Consider the following 16,323-nt stretch of genomic DNA (forward strand, 5'->3'; position numbering starts at 1 on the left):
TGCAGGGTCGCTGCGCTCCGGTTGCAGTTGTTGCAGGGTCGCTGCGCTCCGGTTGCAGTTGTTGCAGGGTCGCTGCGCTCTGGTTGCAGCCGTGGCAGGGTCGCTACGCGCTGTTGCAAGGGTTATGGGTCCGGGAGCATTCTCTCGTCTGCAACAACTGCACCCCTTGCAACCGGAGCGCAGCGACCCTGCAGCGCGCTTATTGTCGGTACTCCTTTACAAAGTCCCAGTCCGGCGTAACGCCCAGTCCAGGTCGTGTCGGGGCCACCATCATCCCTTCTTCAGCAGTGATTTTTTCGTTGACCAAGTCGTACATCATCGGGTTCCCCCCGGAGGAAAACTCGATAATTGCGGCAGAAGGACTGGCAAAAGCAACCGCCACGCCGGCCATGAAACTGAAAGCAGAACCCCAGCAGTGTGGGGCCAGCTCCAGCTGGTAAGCAGCGGCCAAACCGGCCACCCGCATTGCTTCGGTAATGCCGCCGATGATGGCACAATCTGGTTGGATAACGTCCACGGCCCGGTGGTCAATTAATTCCCGGATGTTGAAGCGGGTAAATTCGCTTTCTCCCGCAGCGATTGGCGTGCAGGTTGATTTGCGGACTTCCGCCGTTCCTTGTTTATTGTCGGGGCTGATCGGTTCCTCAAACCAATAAAGGTTACTGTCTTCTACGCCCCGGCAAAACTGCTTTGCTTCCGGTACGCTGAAGGTACCGTGTGCATCTGCCATGATCTTGATGTCCGGTCCGAGGGCAAAGCGTGCGGCCTTTACGCGTGCTACGCTATTGGCAACGGTATCATCCATTACCCCAACCCGCATTTTAACGGCTTTGAAGCCTTTATCGGTATAACTTCTTAGTTGTTCTCCGATACCTTCAGCATCTTGCCAACCACCACTGGCGTAGGCTTCCATTTTTGGTCGCATGGCGCCGCCAAGGAGTTGAACAATGGGAACATTTAGGTCTTTCCCCAGTAAGTCCCACAAAGCCATATCTACGCCACTCATGGCGGCAATGTGGATACCCCGGTTGCCCAAAATCGGGAACACCCTACCCCGTTTCAGGGCATAATGATCGCGGGTGCCGTTGTACAGGCGTTCCCATATTTCGTTGATGTTTCGCGCATCCATGCCAATCAGGGTTGGTGCCAATTCCTTCTCGACGCAAGTCACGATCGAGGAGCAGGCACCGGAGGAACCAACGGCAGCTTTTCCTTCTCCAAATCCCTGCCGGCCGTCCTCCAGGGTGACCACCACCAGGGTCATATCAAAATCCGTCAGCAAGCCATAGTCAGAACGGTGCTGCTTAGCCGGAGGTATTGGACAGGAAAGCCAGTAGGCTTCAACTTTAGCAATTTTCATGGGCAAGGGTCAATGTTTTATCCGGGCGCGGACGCAGGATGCAAGGGAAGGTAAAATAGCAGGTTTTGGGGAAAAACTACGCTTTTGTTCTCCGGCATTTATGCCGATTGCCAGATTAAGCCTCCGGCATAAATGCCGGGGAACAAAAAAACACCCTACTCAAACCGTTCCACAACGACGTAATACGCCCCCCGCTCAACACCATCCACGTCAGTAATCCACGTTTGCAGATCAATGGCACCTGCCTCAAGGTAGGCATTGAAGGCTACCGATAAATCCTCAGCACCAAGCTTATCCTCAAACTCCTGTACCCCCACTTTCATTTTTGCGAAAACGGGGATTATCGGGACTCCGGCGGCGTAGGCCTCCCCTCCTGGAACTGCCTCCCCCGGAGGCACCGTTGCGCTAAAGGGCAAGGCCAACTCCGGCGGATACCGAAACAGTTGAATAGCGTATTGCCCCGCTTTCGCCACCTCCAGCGCCCACCAGCCATTGTCGACTTTCCCGGCACGTATTTGCCCCTGGTTCCAGGGTGGATCCTTTTCGGTATGCCAATCGTGGGAAGTGAGCAAATCAGTTTTCCTTAGTTCCCTGCCAATGATCATCCGGTGCGTAATTTTAAAGTCTTCCTCCATGCTATTCCACCAGGCTTCATAAGCATTTTGTAGTGTGGAAGCAAAGCCTTCGTTGCCCGCCATCACGTTCTCCCGCTGACTGGGGTCGGCCTTCAGGTTGTACAACTCTTTTCCGTTGATCAGTCGCCAGTGCCCCTGCATAACACAGCTGTTTTTTCCCTTTACCGGGAGGTCTTTGCGCTGCGTATCAACGACAACGATCCGGTCTTCCAGCTCCTCCTGTTTTCCAGTAGTCAACAAGGGCATTAGGCTCGTACCATCTAGCGGGTATTCTTTAGCGGGTTTGCCGCCAGCCAACTCTAACAACGTGGGCAGGATATCGGTATAAGTCGTAAGCTCATCGTAGCTACCGGGCTTAAGGCCATCCCTGTCCGGGAAGCGGATCAGGAAAGGTACCCGGTGTCCTCCTTCGTACTCTGAGCCTTTTTTACCACGCATACCGGCGTTGTAACCTTTGACCACTTGCTGTCCTTTACCGAAACTTGCTCCGGCGGAAGTACCGTTATCGGTCATGAAAATGATGACCGTATTATCATCAGCCCCCCATATTTTAAGGCTTTCGCGGAGTGCGCCAACGTTATCATCGATGTTGGTGATCATCCCGTAGAAGTTCGGATTTGGGATGTTCTGATTATCACGGTAAGGCGCAGAATACTTTTCATCGACATGAAAAGGTCCGTGCGGTGCATTGGTGCTGATGTAAGCGAGGAAGGGCTCCTTTTTATCGACTTTCTCTTTAATAAAAGCCTTGGCTGCGTCGAACCAAACATCGGTGCAATACCCTTCGTATTTCACCTGTTCTCCGTTGTGAAAGTAGGTGTCATCGAAGTAATCATTGTTCCAGGCGTCCGGGGTTTGCCCTACGCCGCCGCCGCCATGGATGAGGACTTCGTCGAACCCCCGGTCCTGAGGCCGGAAGGGATAGTTGTCCCCAAGGTGCCACTTGCCAAAAATACCCGAGGTATAGCCGGCGTCTCCCAGCAATTCAGGGAGGGTGGAAAACCGGCTGCCCAGGAAGGATCGGCCGACCACCGTATGCCAGGCGCCGGCGCGGTTACAATTTACGCCAGACATCAAGCCTGAGCGCGTCGGCGCGCAGGTGGTAGCCACGTGGAAGTTGGTGAACCGGATACTTTCATCGTGCAAAGCATCGATGTGGGGCGTATTGATGTTGGGATTACCGTGGGCACCGAGGTCACCGTAGCCCTGGTCATCCGTCATGATCAGGATGATGTTGGGTTTTTCAGATTTGCCCTGGGCTGATTCCGGGGGTGTTCCATCAGACGAACATGCCGTAAGTGCCAGTATTAAGGCTGGCAGGGTTAACAGGCGGAGCAGGATTGGTTGGTGATTGGTGCGCATTAAGTAAATATGGGAAAAACATCCCTTTCATCCTGAGGTAATAAATGATAATGGTAAGGATGAAGGTATTTGTTGTAGGGCGAGCGGAATGAGACACTGAAAACGTACCCACGCAAGGGGCTCCCGTCACACCTCCCTGCCGGGGGCTTTCTTTTGAAGCTGTCCCTTCTGGTAATGCTTATATCAATTTGGTTTTTAAGGAGGCCACTCAGGTTCCATAGAGATAAGGTAAAGATGCGTGTATACCGTAGACCTTCGGGACTAACCGGGCAACCATCACAGCTTAGGTCCACCATTCTTCGCCCAATTGGCGCACCAAAAACCCACCAAAGTCTTTACCCCAGGTAGTATAAGTCAGCCCCGAAGGATGTACCCCATCGCTAAAAAACGCTGTGGGGTCATTGTCCATGTTCAGCTCCTTAGTCCAATAATCCAGGCGGATAACTTCGGGGTTGTAGTAGGTGTTTGGCTGATCTTTCAGTAATGCTTCCAACTCCTGCCCGAAGAACTCCACCATGTTCCCGAGTGTAAACTTCATCAGGGAGGTAAAAGCCGGGAACTCCTTGATGGGGGGCATATTGGGGAAGGCGATCGGGACGTAAGGACCGAATTTAGTACGCAGCTCATCAATTACTGCTTGCATGTCCCGCCGAAAGCCAGCTGGCGTATTCAACTTAAAGGCTTCGTTTCCGCCCATTCCGACTACAATAAGATCTGCCTCGTTTTCAGTAATGAGGGGCAACAACTCATGTCGCACGCGCTTCAGCGTATAACCACTGCGGGCATACACCTTCCACTGCACCTCGGTCCCCCACCCTGCACCCAGCGTCCGCGCCAAAGCTCCCGAAAAACCCTTCTCGTGGGTCGCCACGCCTACTCCCGACATTGTGCTTTCGCCAACCACCAACAACCTTAACGGTCGCTGGCCATTACCCGCTACGACGCCCTCAGGACCTTCAGCATCCGGAAGCTTCGGCACGCTGTTTATTATCCGCTTGCCATGGAGGTACATGAGTGGGAGCAATGGCACCATTATGGCACCACCCAGCAGGTATTTAAGTTTCATAAGTACTGCTTAAAGCTTAAACGCCTTTCCTAGTTTATCCAGGTATTGCGTGCTGGTTTCTTTCATGAAGATGCCCAATGAGATCGCCGTCTTATCCAATAAATTGACGTCAAAAACACCGTAGTCAAACTGGTGATCCCGTCCGGAAGTCATGGCTTCCCGCTTTTGCACCAATAGCCCAAGTTCAGAACTGCTGATGTTGTTTTTACCGCCGGCATTTACGTATCCTTTCAGCCGTCTTTCCGTATCGACAAGACCATCAGCCAGTATTTTCAAATCTTCGGAAGCATCTGATAAAATGGACCGTTGCAAATTAATGGCGTCCATGACCAGGGTCTTTTCTGATTCAACCTGTGCCTCCGTTTTATCCGGACTGAAATAATGCTCATCGATGTCGGCGTTGAACCGTTTTACAATGTCCAGATACAACGTAGCCAGTTTTCGCATCGGGACAATGATGGCCATGAATTTCTCCGCCTGAAGCGCATGGTACTGCTTTTCTCCAGCCATTGAACCGCGTTCATGCGGATCCTTACTCACAATAAAAAGCTTGGTTACTTTACCCCTAACCTTGTGATCAACCACCCGCATTTTGCTCAGCAAGCGGGAGAACCCTTCGGCCTGTTCGCTAAAAGCCGCCACTTTTTCCAGAATGGCATCCAGGTCATCCGGGCCATCGTTGTTGAAGCGGGGATCATTGAATGGATCCGGGATATGTGCAAGTCTCTCTTCCGGCTTTTGGATCTTTTCCGGTTGTTGAGACGAATCACCACTCAGCAGTTCATCATAAGGATTGGGCATGGCAGGGCCTTTTGTTGGAGCAAGGTACGGAGATTGAGGGAGTGAATGGGTGAGTTGGTAAGTCACTGATTGGCTGCCGCAGTTTCCGCTCTCTGCGCTGCGCTTGTTCGCCATGGTGAGTGGGAGTACAGTGACACGAACGGTACTTGCGGCAGCCACTCAGTAACTCACCCATTCATCAACTCACTTTTCAGGCGCGGCCGCAGGTGCAGGGGAAGTTGGAAGAACCAGCTCTTGCTGCAAGGTAACGTAAGAGAATACCGCCCGAACCGTCTTACGCTTAATCTCCCGCTGGAAGGTAGACTTCCCTCCGATCAACTGGTACTGGAATTTCAGCTCAAGCAGGTCTTTTCTAACCTCCAGGATTTTGAGATTATAGGAATCAGGCTCGATGTATTCAGCATAGTCAGCCACCGCTTGAATTAATTCAAGTTCCAGCGAATCGATGTCTTTGACCATCTTGATGTCAATCTCAAAGTCGATACTCATCAGGCGTACATCCCGGCGGGTATAGTTTATGATCTCTTCAGAATAGACTTTCCCGTTCGGTAAAATCACCAGATCATCATTGTCATTCATGATCTTCACTTTCAGTAGACCAATATCGACGACCCGCCCCTTGTAGCCATGGAATTTCACGTAGTCTCCAGCTTCAAAAACGTCTGAAAAACTGTAGTACATCCCAACGATCAAGTCATTAACGAATTCCTTTGAAATGATGGCAATGGCAGCAGCCACTATGCTCAAGGAGGTCAGTAACTGAATCGGGTCCACGCCCATCAGGGATGAAAACGTAAACAGAAACAACCCTATAAGCAGCAGTTTGCGAATGTTCTCAACCCCGAAGACGAAGTTCTTAACCCCACGCCGCCGGGCAAAACCTCGCTGCCGATACCACCACTTGATCAGTTTAGCCAACAGGTTAATCGCGGTAAGAAAGACCATCGCGGAAATGATCGTTCGAAGACTGTGTGCTGAGATCAATGATTCATCAACCTGTAAGACTTTGCGAAAAAGCAGGAAAACCCCTATCACAAATGCGGCAACCTCCAGCAAGGTGACCAAAAGAGCTAACATGCGATTTCGCTGCTTCATAGCATTAGGTTTAGTAAATCAATTATAAGAGTAGCGATCAGACAAACTTTTCTCCGGCTTCGCCAGGAGAAAAGAAATTGGCGGGCGACCGAGCCACTCGTCCAACGAATCCTTTCGTAACGGAAATGGGAGAGTCCCTCCGACTACTACAAATCTTCGGGCTCAACCATTTATTTCGGGATGGCCGCTAATCCTCCATATCCAAAAATCCCTCTATCTCCGCCACCACATCTTCAAAGTGGTAACGTACAATACCGGGCTTATACTTCTGCGAAGCAGTTTTGGAGGTGGCATGGATCCGTTTGAGTTCCGCTCTTGCAGCAGCATTGAGGTCAGTACGGTCACCTTTCTTATTCATCAGTTCGGCCAGGGCAGTTACGTGAGAGCGCTGCAGGTTACGCCGGAAAGCGTCAACGTCTTTGCCCGTACTCAGTTCTGACCAAACGCCTTCTCTCAGGTCCTGGAGCATCTCCGTTAGCCGGTAGGCCTTATTGCCGTTAAAGGCCTCCTGCTCTACCAGTCGGTTTAGACGATCTTCCCGCAGGAGGCTGTTGAGTTGGCGTTCCTGGAGGTTACGGATCCGTGGCAGGATGCCTTCCGGGCCGATATTCCGAAGGATGTTCTCCTGTAGTAACCAGTCTGGCGTTGAAAACACGTGTTGGTTCAGGAAATCCATGGAACGTTTCTGTTCAGCACGGTCCAGCGGCGTGTAGGTAAAACCTTTTTCGTCCGTCGTTTGCAGTAACTCGTACACCCCACCGATGTTGGAGGTAACGTGGCCGGAGAAACGGCCCCACACGCCCAGCAATTCTCCATACAGCTCCGACAGGTCACCGTAGCCTTCGCCAGCGGTCGCCGTCCAATCGGCCAATTTGGGTGCTACCCGTTTCAGGTTCATCAATCCGTAGGTACTTGCCTTTACCGGGTCATCACCTACTGATTCTGTTTGCGAACTGGGGTCATAGGAGTTCCTGCCGCCAAAGAGATACATGGGGTCTCCTTTTTTATCAGCAATCCACTTATTGAGGGTCGGCTTCTCCGCTTCGGCACTATTAGCGCCGGGAACTACCCGGTAACCCCAATTAATGGCGTACAAGTCATACGGGCCCAGCATCCGTACCCAGCGAACGCCTTCATCCCCGGGTTGAGCGACGTAGTTGTAGCGGGTGTAGTCCATGATCGTTGTCGCCAACCCCCACTTATTGGTAAAGGTGGCAGAACGTAGTGAGTCTACGGGGTAAGCATAGCTTGATTTCATATTATGCGGTAGACCGAGCGCGTGTCCGACCTCGTGAGAAATTACGCGGCGCATCATCTCTCCGATTTCCTCCTCGGGTGTATTCAGCGTACGGGCTGAGGGGTTTGCTGCACCAGTCTCCAGCAGGTAGCGGTTACGGTAGCTGCGTAGGTGGTTATGGTACCAAATGATATCTGATTCGATAATCTCTCCGGAGCGGGGATCACTAACGCTGGGGCCTACGGCATTACGGGTCGTACTGGCGACGTAGCGAACGGTGCTGTAGCGTGCATCTTCTGGACTCCAGTCCGGATCTTCTTCGGGCGTCGGCGCTCTTTTGGCAATAATGGCGTTTTTAAAGCCAGCCTCTTCAAAGGCCACTTGCCAGTCTTCGATGCCCTGGATGAAGTAAGGGACGAATTTCTCCGGGGTTGCCGGATCAACGTAGTAGATAATGGGCTTAACCGGTTCTACTAATTCTCCACGGGCATAGGCAGCGGGATCTTTAGGCTCCAACCGCCATCGGCGTAGGTATTCCTTTTCGTCGGCTTTAAGCGCCTCTGAACCATAGTCTACCTGACTGACGGTAAACCACCCCACCCGGGGATCATACATTCTTGGCTGCATTGGTTCCTCCGGTAATAAGAAGAGGGATTGGGCCATTTGCAGAGAGATTGTCCCTGTACTGGCATTTGATGGAGGCTCACCGGCGGTGAATGTCATGTCGTGCCGTACTTCAACGTTCTGAGGATAGGCCGACATTTTACTGATAAAGCTACGCTTTTTGTCAAGGCTTCTGACTTTGTACGTTGATCTTATTCGGGTTGGCAGGCCGCTGATTGCGGGAACATCGCTCAGAAAAAGGTCGTTAACACCAATTACTGCTGCGGTAGAGTCTTCGTTGAAAGCCTCAATCTTAAAGACCATGATCAACGGTGCATAATTGTTATTCTGTACTGAGATGTTGATTGGGAGCTCTTCATCAGCTACGCTGCTGTAAGAAATTGACTTTAGGTGAATGTCGTGGTGGTTCCGCGACCATTGGACCAACTGTTGGTTGGTCTTTGTACCGGCGTTGAAGTAACCGCCTCCCAGGTTAGCGGGGATTTTGGCGACGCGGCTCACCAGCAACATGTCTTTGTCCAGCATATCCAGCGGCACTTCAAAGTAGTACTTGTCTCCTACCCGGTGTGTACTGAAAAGTCCCACTGTAGACTCCGCCTCTTCAGTAATAATCTCCGCATATTCCTTGAAGGGAGATTTTTTCTTTTTCTTTTCGTCCTCCTTTTCTGTCTTTTCCTCTGCTTCAGGTTCTTCTTCCTGGGCCGATATCGGAATCGTCAGGCAGCAGAGTAAAAGGAATAGAAACATGGACTTTGAAAGTGGAAAGGTCATTTGGATTGGGTTAAATTATACCTGTGATGGATAGCACTTACTTAAGGAGCGGGAAGATAATAAGTTCTGCCGACTGATGGCTCCAAGAAATAACTTGTCTATTTGCCCGTGACCTACTATCTTGACCCTTACATTTTCCAGTTACTATAAATAATAGATCATGGCCAAGCGCAAAATCAGTAAACCAAAGAAAAAGACCAATGTCAGCGCTGAAGATGCTGCCGCGAACAAGCGTTTTTTCACCATCACGGGTATCGCCGTATTAGTACTTTTAGTAGTTATTTTCATCATCTTCCTCAATTCCTGATCCAGAAAATTGCTGAGTAATAGCTTCGACTATTTCCGGAATGGCCGGCGTCGTGATCAACACCTTGGCAATTGTCAAAGGGTTTGGAATGCGGGGCCGGCCATTTTTGCTGAATAGCTTTATGTTTACGTCACGCAAAGAAGTGTCCCTGGTATGCACCAGATGATACTCATGCGTTTCCACATCATAAGTTACCACATAACCTCCCCAGTTAGAGACGTTGGCGTCGATTCGGATCAGCAGTGGACAATCCAGTAAGTTTAATCCGGGACTCTGATAATGATAGCGGGCGGTAAAGGAGGGATAATCCATTAACTTAACCTTGACCAGATGTCTTACTTGATCTACGACCAACTGTAAAGCCGATTCAATGTCTGTGTACAAATCCTCCGGCTTACTTTGATCAAAAGGAAGCCAGCGCCCGGTGTGTACCTGGCGGTACTGCATATCACCAAACTGGAGTTTGTAATCAAATACAGAATACCTTGGGGAAACGTAACCAGGATGGTAAAACTTAATGCCTGCTTCACTTAGCCAGGCGATCTCCAACAACATGGTGTAAATACCCAGGCTGAACCGGGCATAGTCCGGGTCGTAGATTCCGGCCTTCGTGTAAGCCGTTTCCGCCCCAAGGTCAAAATAACTGAAAGCAACCAGTTTATCTCCGTCGTATACTCTGACGATACGGGTGTCGAGCACCCTCACCAGGTATTCTCCCGTTACGTGCAGATCGAGGTCTTCCCGGGTCTTATCCGGGTGTACGGCCATGTAACGCCGGTTGAGTTCCAGTAATTCTTCGTCTGGTTCTTCAGCAAGATCGTAAGTAACCCTGAACAGTTGATTGTTTTTGTTCAATATCTTACGATGTCGTTTTTTGAAGGTAAAGCCCTCCAGCGGCAGCCGGACCTGGATACAACCGTAGATCTCCTCATCATCGGCCCTCAGGAAGTCCGCCGTATAAATGCCCTGCCCTGCTGGGCGCCAGCCCGATTTAAGGTAGCGGTCAAGCTCACGAGCAGGCAGCGGAGTGATGAAATGACGGATTTGGGTAGACAAGGGAGCTTTAGATTAACAAGTTCAGCGTATGGGTAAGCGAAGGTACGGAATGTGATGGAAGAGCGACCAGGACAGCCTTCAACTAAAAATTGATCCGGGCAACTTTAGGCAATGAACAGCAGGTTCACAGATAAAAGGTCATGGATGAATTAACCTTAACTGATAGTTTAGCGATGTAACAGACATGACAAAAGTCATTAAACAGACAATAAACCCCAATGCGAAAACACACCATCGTAATTATTCTACTCTTCATGTCAACAAACATCTTCTCTCAAATCCCGAAAAAATCAGCGCTGGCTTTTGTCAATGGGAAAAACATTCATTATGAAGTTTATGGTGAAGGAGAACCACTATTGCTTCTGCATGGCTACACACTTTCGTCCAAATCGTGGGCACCCTACGTCAAAGAATTTGACAAGGAGTACGAAGTCTACCTAATTGACCTTACTGGCCATGGAAAATCTGACGCGTTCAACGAGAACCTATCCATAAAATCGGTAGCAGAAGACCTCAATTCTTTAGTGAGACATCTAAAACTGGATAGGATCAAAGCAATAGGTTTTAGCTTCGGGGGTGACGTTCTCTATCAGCTCGCTTTGATCAACCCTTCTTTGATAGAATCTATGATAACCATTGGAGCGGTAGGAACCTGGACCATAAACGACTTCCCTGAATACCGGGATGCCTTTACATTCGAAAACAGAGCCAACTTCCCATGGCTCCTGGAGGCCCACGGTACAGACGACAAAATCAGCGCCTTAATGGAACAATTTAAAAACTATACCGTCTCGGTGACCACTGAAGAATTGAAAACCATAAAGCCCGAAGTCTTAATCATGGTAGGAGACAATGATGAAGGTATGGACTTAACAGAGGTCGTCCGGGTAAAGAATAACTTGCCTGATGCTGATCTTTGGATATTGCCAAACGTAGCACACGGTGCCCATGAAGGAGAAACTAAGGAAGAGTTTATTCTAAAGGCCAAAACCTTTCTTTCTAAAAAATAGAATAGACTCCACAGTAATTCGACACCTCTCGAAAACCGAAAAATACTTGGTCTGACACGGGCGGTTTAAAACACCCCCCGAGCCTGCATCGCGTCCACCCGTTTACTGACTTCAGCATCCTCCACCAAGCCAGGTGCATGCCAGGGTTTCACCCTGGCGTCAATCACCACCGGCCCGGTACATCCCCAGTGTTTGTGCTCCGTAAATGCGCCGATGCCGTGGAGGTCGTGGCTGGGGTTAGACCGGGTGAAGGTGGCCCAAATGAAATTGCTGAAGTCAGCCGCCATAAAGGCACTGTCGTCGCAGATAACGATCATGGCTACCCCATCCGCCAACATTGCACCTGCGGCCCCGCCCTGATTATTCGCTTCCGTAAAACGGTCAATATCAGCATAGCTTTCCTTCCCTACATTCTTTGGTCCCCGAATAGCGAGAATCCCCGGAGCGACGAACGTCGGCTGTAAAAAGTCCTCTGGGAGAACCAGTCCTCTCGGTACTTCAGTCGTCAATTCCCGCCGTTTCTCCCCCCGGCAGGCCCAGATTAGCTTTGAGCCCGCGTTCCATCCCGACCCACTGTAATCCAATGTATCAATCGTAGTGCGGGTTTGGAAATGCAAATCCCTGGCAGGGTCGAACCGTTCCAAAACGTGGTGAAAAAATCCCGGCTGATCATCCGCATCCAGCTTGGGGTCGTCCTCATCGCTGGCAATGATGCAGTATTTCGCCAGGCTTGTCTGCCCACTCCCTAAGATCCGGTTAGCCTGCGTGATGATCTCCTCCGGCACCTTCTCCCGAAACGGCATATAGCGCTCCGAGCCAATAGCCAGCAGCAGTGGATGAACGCCAGCTTCGTCAACGGCATTGATCTGTCGGATACCCGGAAATTCCCCGGGCGTCAGATCTTTAACGATCTTATGGATCAGGTAACCAAATTGGCTGTCCTCTGCCGGCGGACGCCCCACTACCGTGAAATGCCAAATCGGGTCTTTTCGGTGCCAAACGGTCTCTACATCCATTACCGGAAAATCATGTTCCAGACTGTAATACCCCAGGTGGTCCCCAAAGGGCCCTTCTGGTTTCTTTTCTCCCTTTCGGATGGTGCCGCAAATCACAAAATCAGCATCGGCCGACAGCAACCAGTCCTCGTGCCAGGTATATCCAAAACGACGGCCCGCAAGCATGCCCGCGAAGGTCATTTCACTAAGCCCTTCCGGCAGCGGCATAATGGCACAGAAGGCATGACTTGGCGGCCCTCCCACAAAAATACAGCACCTGAAGGGCTCATCAGACTTCAAATATTCGGTGTGGTGAATCCCGATACCACGGTGTAATTGGTAGTGCAGGCCTATCTCCTTATTTTGCTCGTACTCATTTCCATTCAGCTGAATCCGGTACATCCCAATGTTGGAATCCATCGGCTTACGACTGCCGGGAGGCAAAGTCATCACTTGTGGCAAAGTAACAAAAGCACCACCGTCCATTGGCCAGGACTTCACCAGCGGCAGCTGATCAATCGTGGTTTGTGCATACTTTATCGCAGGGTTAAAATGCTTGCGGGGCAAAGCGCTCAGCGCCGTTAATGGAGCCCCAACATACCGCAGCGGGTTTTTAGCAAAATTAGCTGGATCGGCCTTCAACTCCACCACTTTTTTTACGCGGGGCAAAGTCTTTCGAAAGAGAAAATCCGTACGTTCTTTCGTCCCGTAAAGGTTAGACAAGGCCTGAAATGGGCTTCCCTTTACATTCTCAAAAAGAATCGCCGGACCTCCAGCCGAAAATACCCGCCGGTGTATTTCCGCCATTTCCAGATCAGGATCTACCTCCTCGGAGATACGGAGAAGGTGGCCGTTTTTTTCAAGATCGTTAGCGGCTTCGCGGAGCGATGCGTACATAGCTGGTTGGTTAATCGATTCTACGGGCGGCAGTTATCCAGACGCCGTTCATTAGCATTAAGGAATACCCTTCCGCCAATATTTTAATACGGCGCGGACGCCGGTGCAAGGTAAGATTCTTAGAATAGCAGGCAGCAGATAATAGTTGTCTCCGGCATGTCAGGATTTTAACTAAACAGCCCGCTTTTTCGTTGGTCTTACAAGCAAATAAAACGCAAAATGCCACCATTCAAACTCTCCCACCTCGATCACGTAGCTGTACGTGCAACTGATCCAGCCTTGTCCATTGAATGGTATGAGAATGTACTCGGCCTTAAGCAATACCGACTGGAAGCATGGGGAGAGTTTCCTGTCTTCATGCTTTCCGGAAAAGTTGGTGTAGCGATCTTCCCTGCTAAAGAAGGTCCGTCCTACCCTCCGAATATTGGAGCTACCGGAATCGACCATTTTGCCTTCAATGTTTCCAACCAGGACTTCACCGCCGCACAACAGCATTACAAAGCACTTGGGCTATCCTACAGCTTTCAGGACCACCACTACTTCCATTCCATCTACACCAAAGACCCTGACGGGCATATCGTAGAGTTAACTACTCAGGTGTTGGAGGACCACCTGATTTACGGTTAAACAAAAAGCCCCGCCGCTCCATCAAGGAGCAGCGGGGCTTCGGTACAAGGACCTCAAAGCGGCCCCGAGGGGACCTTTGAGCGTCCGGTTTGTGCAGCTTACTTAACCACCACCATCTTCTTAGATGCGGTGAACTCACCCGCCGTCAGCGTGTAAGTCAGTACGCCGGAAGCCTTGATGTTCGTCAGTTCCACCACGTTCAGACCAGCAGCAGCGTCGATTTCCCGAACGGAGATCAGACGGCCGGCAGCGTCACGCAGCGTCAGCGTCGCAGGAGCAGCCTGCGCCAGCTCGAAGCGGATTACCGTTTCCATACGGACTGGGTTTGGCGTGTTCTGGTGCAGCACGTTTCGCTGCGCGGCTGTCTCCGACGGTTGCGCGGACGCAGGGGCAAGCTCACCGTTGAAGGCAAGGCCAAGACCGTTACCCACACCGTTGGCACCTACCCCTTCCCGTACCGTAATGGCGTCGGTCAGGAGCAGCTCCTCGCTCAGCGTTACACTAGTCGTAGCCCGTACTTCCAGGCTTACCGTGGCGTTGTCCCGCAGGGCGATGGCGATCATGCCCTCACCGGCACGGTTCAGGTTCATGCCACCTTCTCCGGTGTACGTCGCACCGATCAGCTCCAGGCCAGCGCCCAGCTCCAGGGTACCCTGGAAGGCCGCCAGCGCCGTACCGTCCAGGACGATCGTGTGCGTCTGACCAGCTTCCAGCTGTGCCTCCTCCGTGGTCAGGTTCAGCGCCGTACGGCTGCTCAAGCCGAAGGGGTTACCCACTTCCACCGCGACGAAGTCCGCCGTCACCGTACCCGCCAGGTCATTGGCGTTGTACACCTCGGGGAAGGTCGCTGCGTAAGGCATATTCACGTTGATCGTCGTGTTCGCTTCCACGAACACCCAGCTGTCACCACCGTCGAACAGGTCCACCTGACCCAGGATCACCTGGCTCACGTTCACGACGTCGAAGATGTTCAGCTCCCGGTCCCGGTTGACATCCGCTGCGACGAAGTCGTAGGGGCTGTCGAACTGGCTCGTACCCAGGATCTGGCCGATCATGGCCACGAGGTCGGAAGACTTAACGTTGTCCAGGTTGACCGGCGCCTCAAGCGCGGGCTGGACCGTATAATCCGCGTTCAGCGGCAGACCCGCAAAGCGGAACTGACCGCTGGCATCGGTGCTCGTCGTCATATCCATAGCTCCGGTCAGCGTTACGCTCACGTTGTCCACCNCTACGTCGTCCTGATCGGTGATCAGACCAGCAATGTTGCCAGTGCCATCGTCGTCACACCAGCCCATATTATCCTGTACTTCCACCACTACTTCACAGTAGTCGGGCGTGGAACCGTTGTCGTCAAAGGCGTACACCCGTACGCTTACCGTGCCATTGGCTGCGTCGTCACAGTTGATGTCCGAGAGACCGTCCGTTGCCGGAGGGTTGAAGCTTGGTACGAAGCCGGCAGCACCAGCGTCGCTGGAGCGGAACAGGCTGTACTTGGTCACTTCGTTACCGAAGCAGTCCTCGATCGGGCTGGCGATGAAGTCACTCGCCCAGATTTCAGCACTCCCACCACCGTTACCGTCGTCCATCAATACTACGGTGAGCGTCTGGATACAGATCGGCGTTGGCGTCCGGTCCGCCGTTACGCAGAACTCGATGATCTGTACGTCGAAGTTACCACAACCGTCGGAAGCGCGCACCCGCAGGGCGTGCTCACCTACCGGTACGTTGGTGGCCGTTACGGTGTAGTTGCCCGCTCCGTCGTTCTCTACCGTCACACCGATGCCCAGGGCAGCAGCGTTGTCCGCATTGAAGCCGGCGGCTTCCACGTAGTCGGCGTCCAGTTCCACCCCTACGATGGCGTCAGAACATTCGTCAAGGGCGGTAAACTCGACCGTTACCGTCGTGCGGCAGCCTTCGCCACTTCCGGCGAAACATTCGTCCAGCTCGGTGAAGGTGATTTCAGGAGCCACTTCGTCGTAGATCTTGATGAACTGCGTGTAGCGGAAGAAACCACGGCTGTCGGAGGCTTCGATGGCGTATCCGGCAAACCTGCGGTCACGCTGTGGTGCGTTGAAATTATATACCCGGTCGGTAAACAGCGTCATGAAGGCGATATCATCATCGATACTAGCAGTATTGTTAGGAATCACGTTGACGTACAGTACGTCTTCGTCGATGTTGCGGGGCAGGCGCTGGTTATTATTCACCCCGCTGCCATCTCGCGTTACAATGAATGGATCACCCAGGGAGTTGTACTCACACCAGTTCACCACGTCGTAAGTAATGCGCAGCTTGAAGCACTCATCACCGGCATCCAGGGTACGGAGCGTGTCTACGTCGGTCGTGGTCGTGATCAGGTCACAGGCCAGTTCCTCGGCACCAACACCCGCGTATTCGGGGATTTCGGCACAGTCACCGGACGCATCCGTGGGGAAGGTCAGGCGGTAGTCGTGGATACCGATCACGTCGATGCGCTGCGT

12 protein-coding genes are annotated in these 16,323 nt (G+C 51.9%); 3 read left to right on the forward strand and 9 right to left on the reverse strand.

Annotated elements, in window-relative coordinates; translation table 11 throughout:
• Positions 1–199: 199 nt before the first annotated feature.
• From B036_RS0123220 to B036_RS0123245, 6 genes are all read right to left on the reverse strand, one after another.
• Positions 200–1,360, reverse strand: a complete 1,161-nt coding sequence (locus tag B036_RS0123220) for a mandelate racemase/muconate lactonizing enzyme family protein (RefSeq protein WP_020571144.1) — start codon at positions 1,358–1,360, stop codon at positions 200–202.
• Between the two features lie 155 nt (positions 1,361–1,515).
• Positions 1,516–3,357 carry an arylsulfatase gene (locus B036_RS0123225; protein WP_020571145.1) on the reverse strand — a complete coding sequence of 614 codons (1,842 nt, stop codon included), beginning with the start codon at positions 3,355–3,357 and terminating at the stop codon, positions 1,516–1,518.
• A gap of 283 nt (positions 3,358–3,640) precedes the next feature.
• Complete coding sequence (locus B036_RS0123230; protein WP_020571146.1) at positions 3,641–4,423, reverse strand: SGNH/GDSL hydrolase family protein; 783 nt, start codon at positions 4,421–4,423, stop codon at positions 3,641–3,643.
• 9 nt (positions 4,424–4,432) lie between these two features.
• Positions 4,433–5,224: a hypothetical protein gene (locus B036_RS0123235; RefSeq protein ID WP_020571147.1), complete on the reverse strand. Its 792-nt coding sequence runs from the start codon at positions 5,222–5,224 to the stop codon at positions 4,433–4,435.
• A 183-nt stretch (positions 5,225–5,407) separates the two neighbouring features.
• On the reverse strand, positions 5,408–6,319 hold the full coding sequence (locus B036_RS0123240; protein ID WP_026232279.1) for a mechanosensitive ion channel family protein: 912 nt from the start codon (positions 6,317–6,319) through the stop codon (positions 5,408–5,410).
• A gap of 187 nt (positions 6,320–6,506) precedes the next feature.
• Complete coding sequence (locus B036_RS0123245; protein WP_245557505.1) at positions 6,507–8,951, reverse strand: zinc-dependent metalloprotease; 2,445 nt, start codon at positions 8,949–8,951, stop codon at positions 6,507–6,509.
• Positions 8,952–9,111: 160 nt separating this feature from the next.
• On the opposite strand from B036_RS0123245, the gene B036_RS33775 reads away from it, so the two are divergent.
• A complete protein-coding gene (locus tag B036_RS33775) occupies positions 9,112–9,258 on the forward strand; it encodes a hypothetical protein (RefSeq protein ID WP_157472343.1) in 147 nt (48 codons plus the stop codon).
• Here B036_RS33775 and B036_RS0123250 read toward each other — a convergent pair.
• Complete coding sequence (locus B036_RS0123250; protein WP_020571150.1) at positions 9,223–10,314, reverse strand: GNAT family N-acetyltransferase; 1,092 nt, start codon at positions 10,312–10,314, stop codon at positions 9,223–9,225. The genes B036_RS33775 and B036_RS0123250 overlap by 36 nt on opposite strands.
• Positions 10,315–10,568: 254 nt before the next feature.
• On the opposite strand from B036_RS0123250, the gene B036_RS0123255 reads away from it, so the two are divergent.
• Entirely contained in the window at positions 10,569–11,324 is a 756-nt protein-coding gene (locus B036_RS0123255) for an alpha/beta fold hydrolase (RefSeq protein ID WP_020571151.1), read from the forward strand.
• A gap of 65 nt (positions 11,325–11,389) precedes the next feature.
• On the opposite strand, the gene B036_RS0123260 is transcribed toward B036_RS0123255, so the two are convergent.
• Entirely contained in the window at positions 11,390–13,216 is a 1,827-nt protein-coding gene (locus tag B036_RS0123260; protein ID WP_020571152.1) for a UbiD family decarboxylase, read from the reverse strand.
• Positions 13,217–13,435: 219 nt separating this feature from the next.
• Here B036_RS0123260 and B036_RS0123265 point away from each other — a divergent pair, with 219 nt between their 5' ends.
• Entirely contained in the window at positions 13,436–13,843 is a 408-nt protein-coding gene (locus tag B036_RS0123265) for a VOC family protein (protein WP_020571153.1), read from the forward strand.
• A gap of 98 nt (positions 13,844–13,941) precedes the next feature.
• Here the strand turns inward: B036_RS0123265 and B036_RS0123270 are convergent, their stop codons facing one another.
• The gene (locus B036_RS0123270) at positions 13,942–15,948 is read right to left on the reverse strand and encodes a T9SS type A sorting domain-containing protein (RefSeq protein ID WP_455015028.1); all 2,007 of its coding nucleotides are present in this window, start codon (positions 15,946–15,948) and stop codon (positions 13,942–13,944) included.
• Between the last annotated feature and the right edge of the window lie 375 nt (positions 15,949–16,323).

Origin of the sequence: Neolewinella persica DSM 23188, from assembly GCF_000373105.1 — a bacterium.
Taxonomy (GTDB): domain Bacteria; phylum Bacteroidota; class Bacteroidia; order Chitinophagales; family Saprospiraceae; genus Neolewinella; species Neolewinella persica.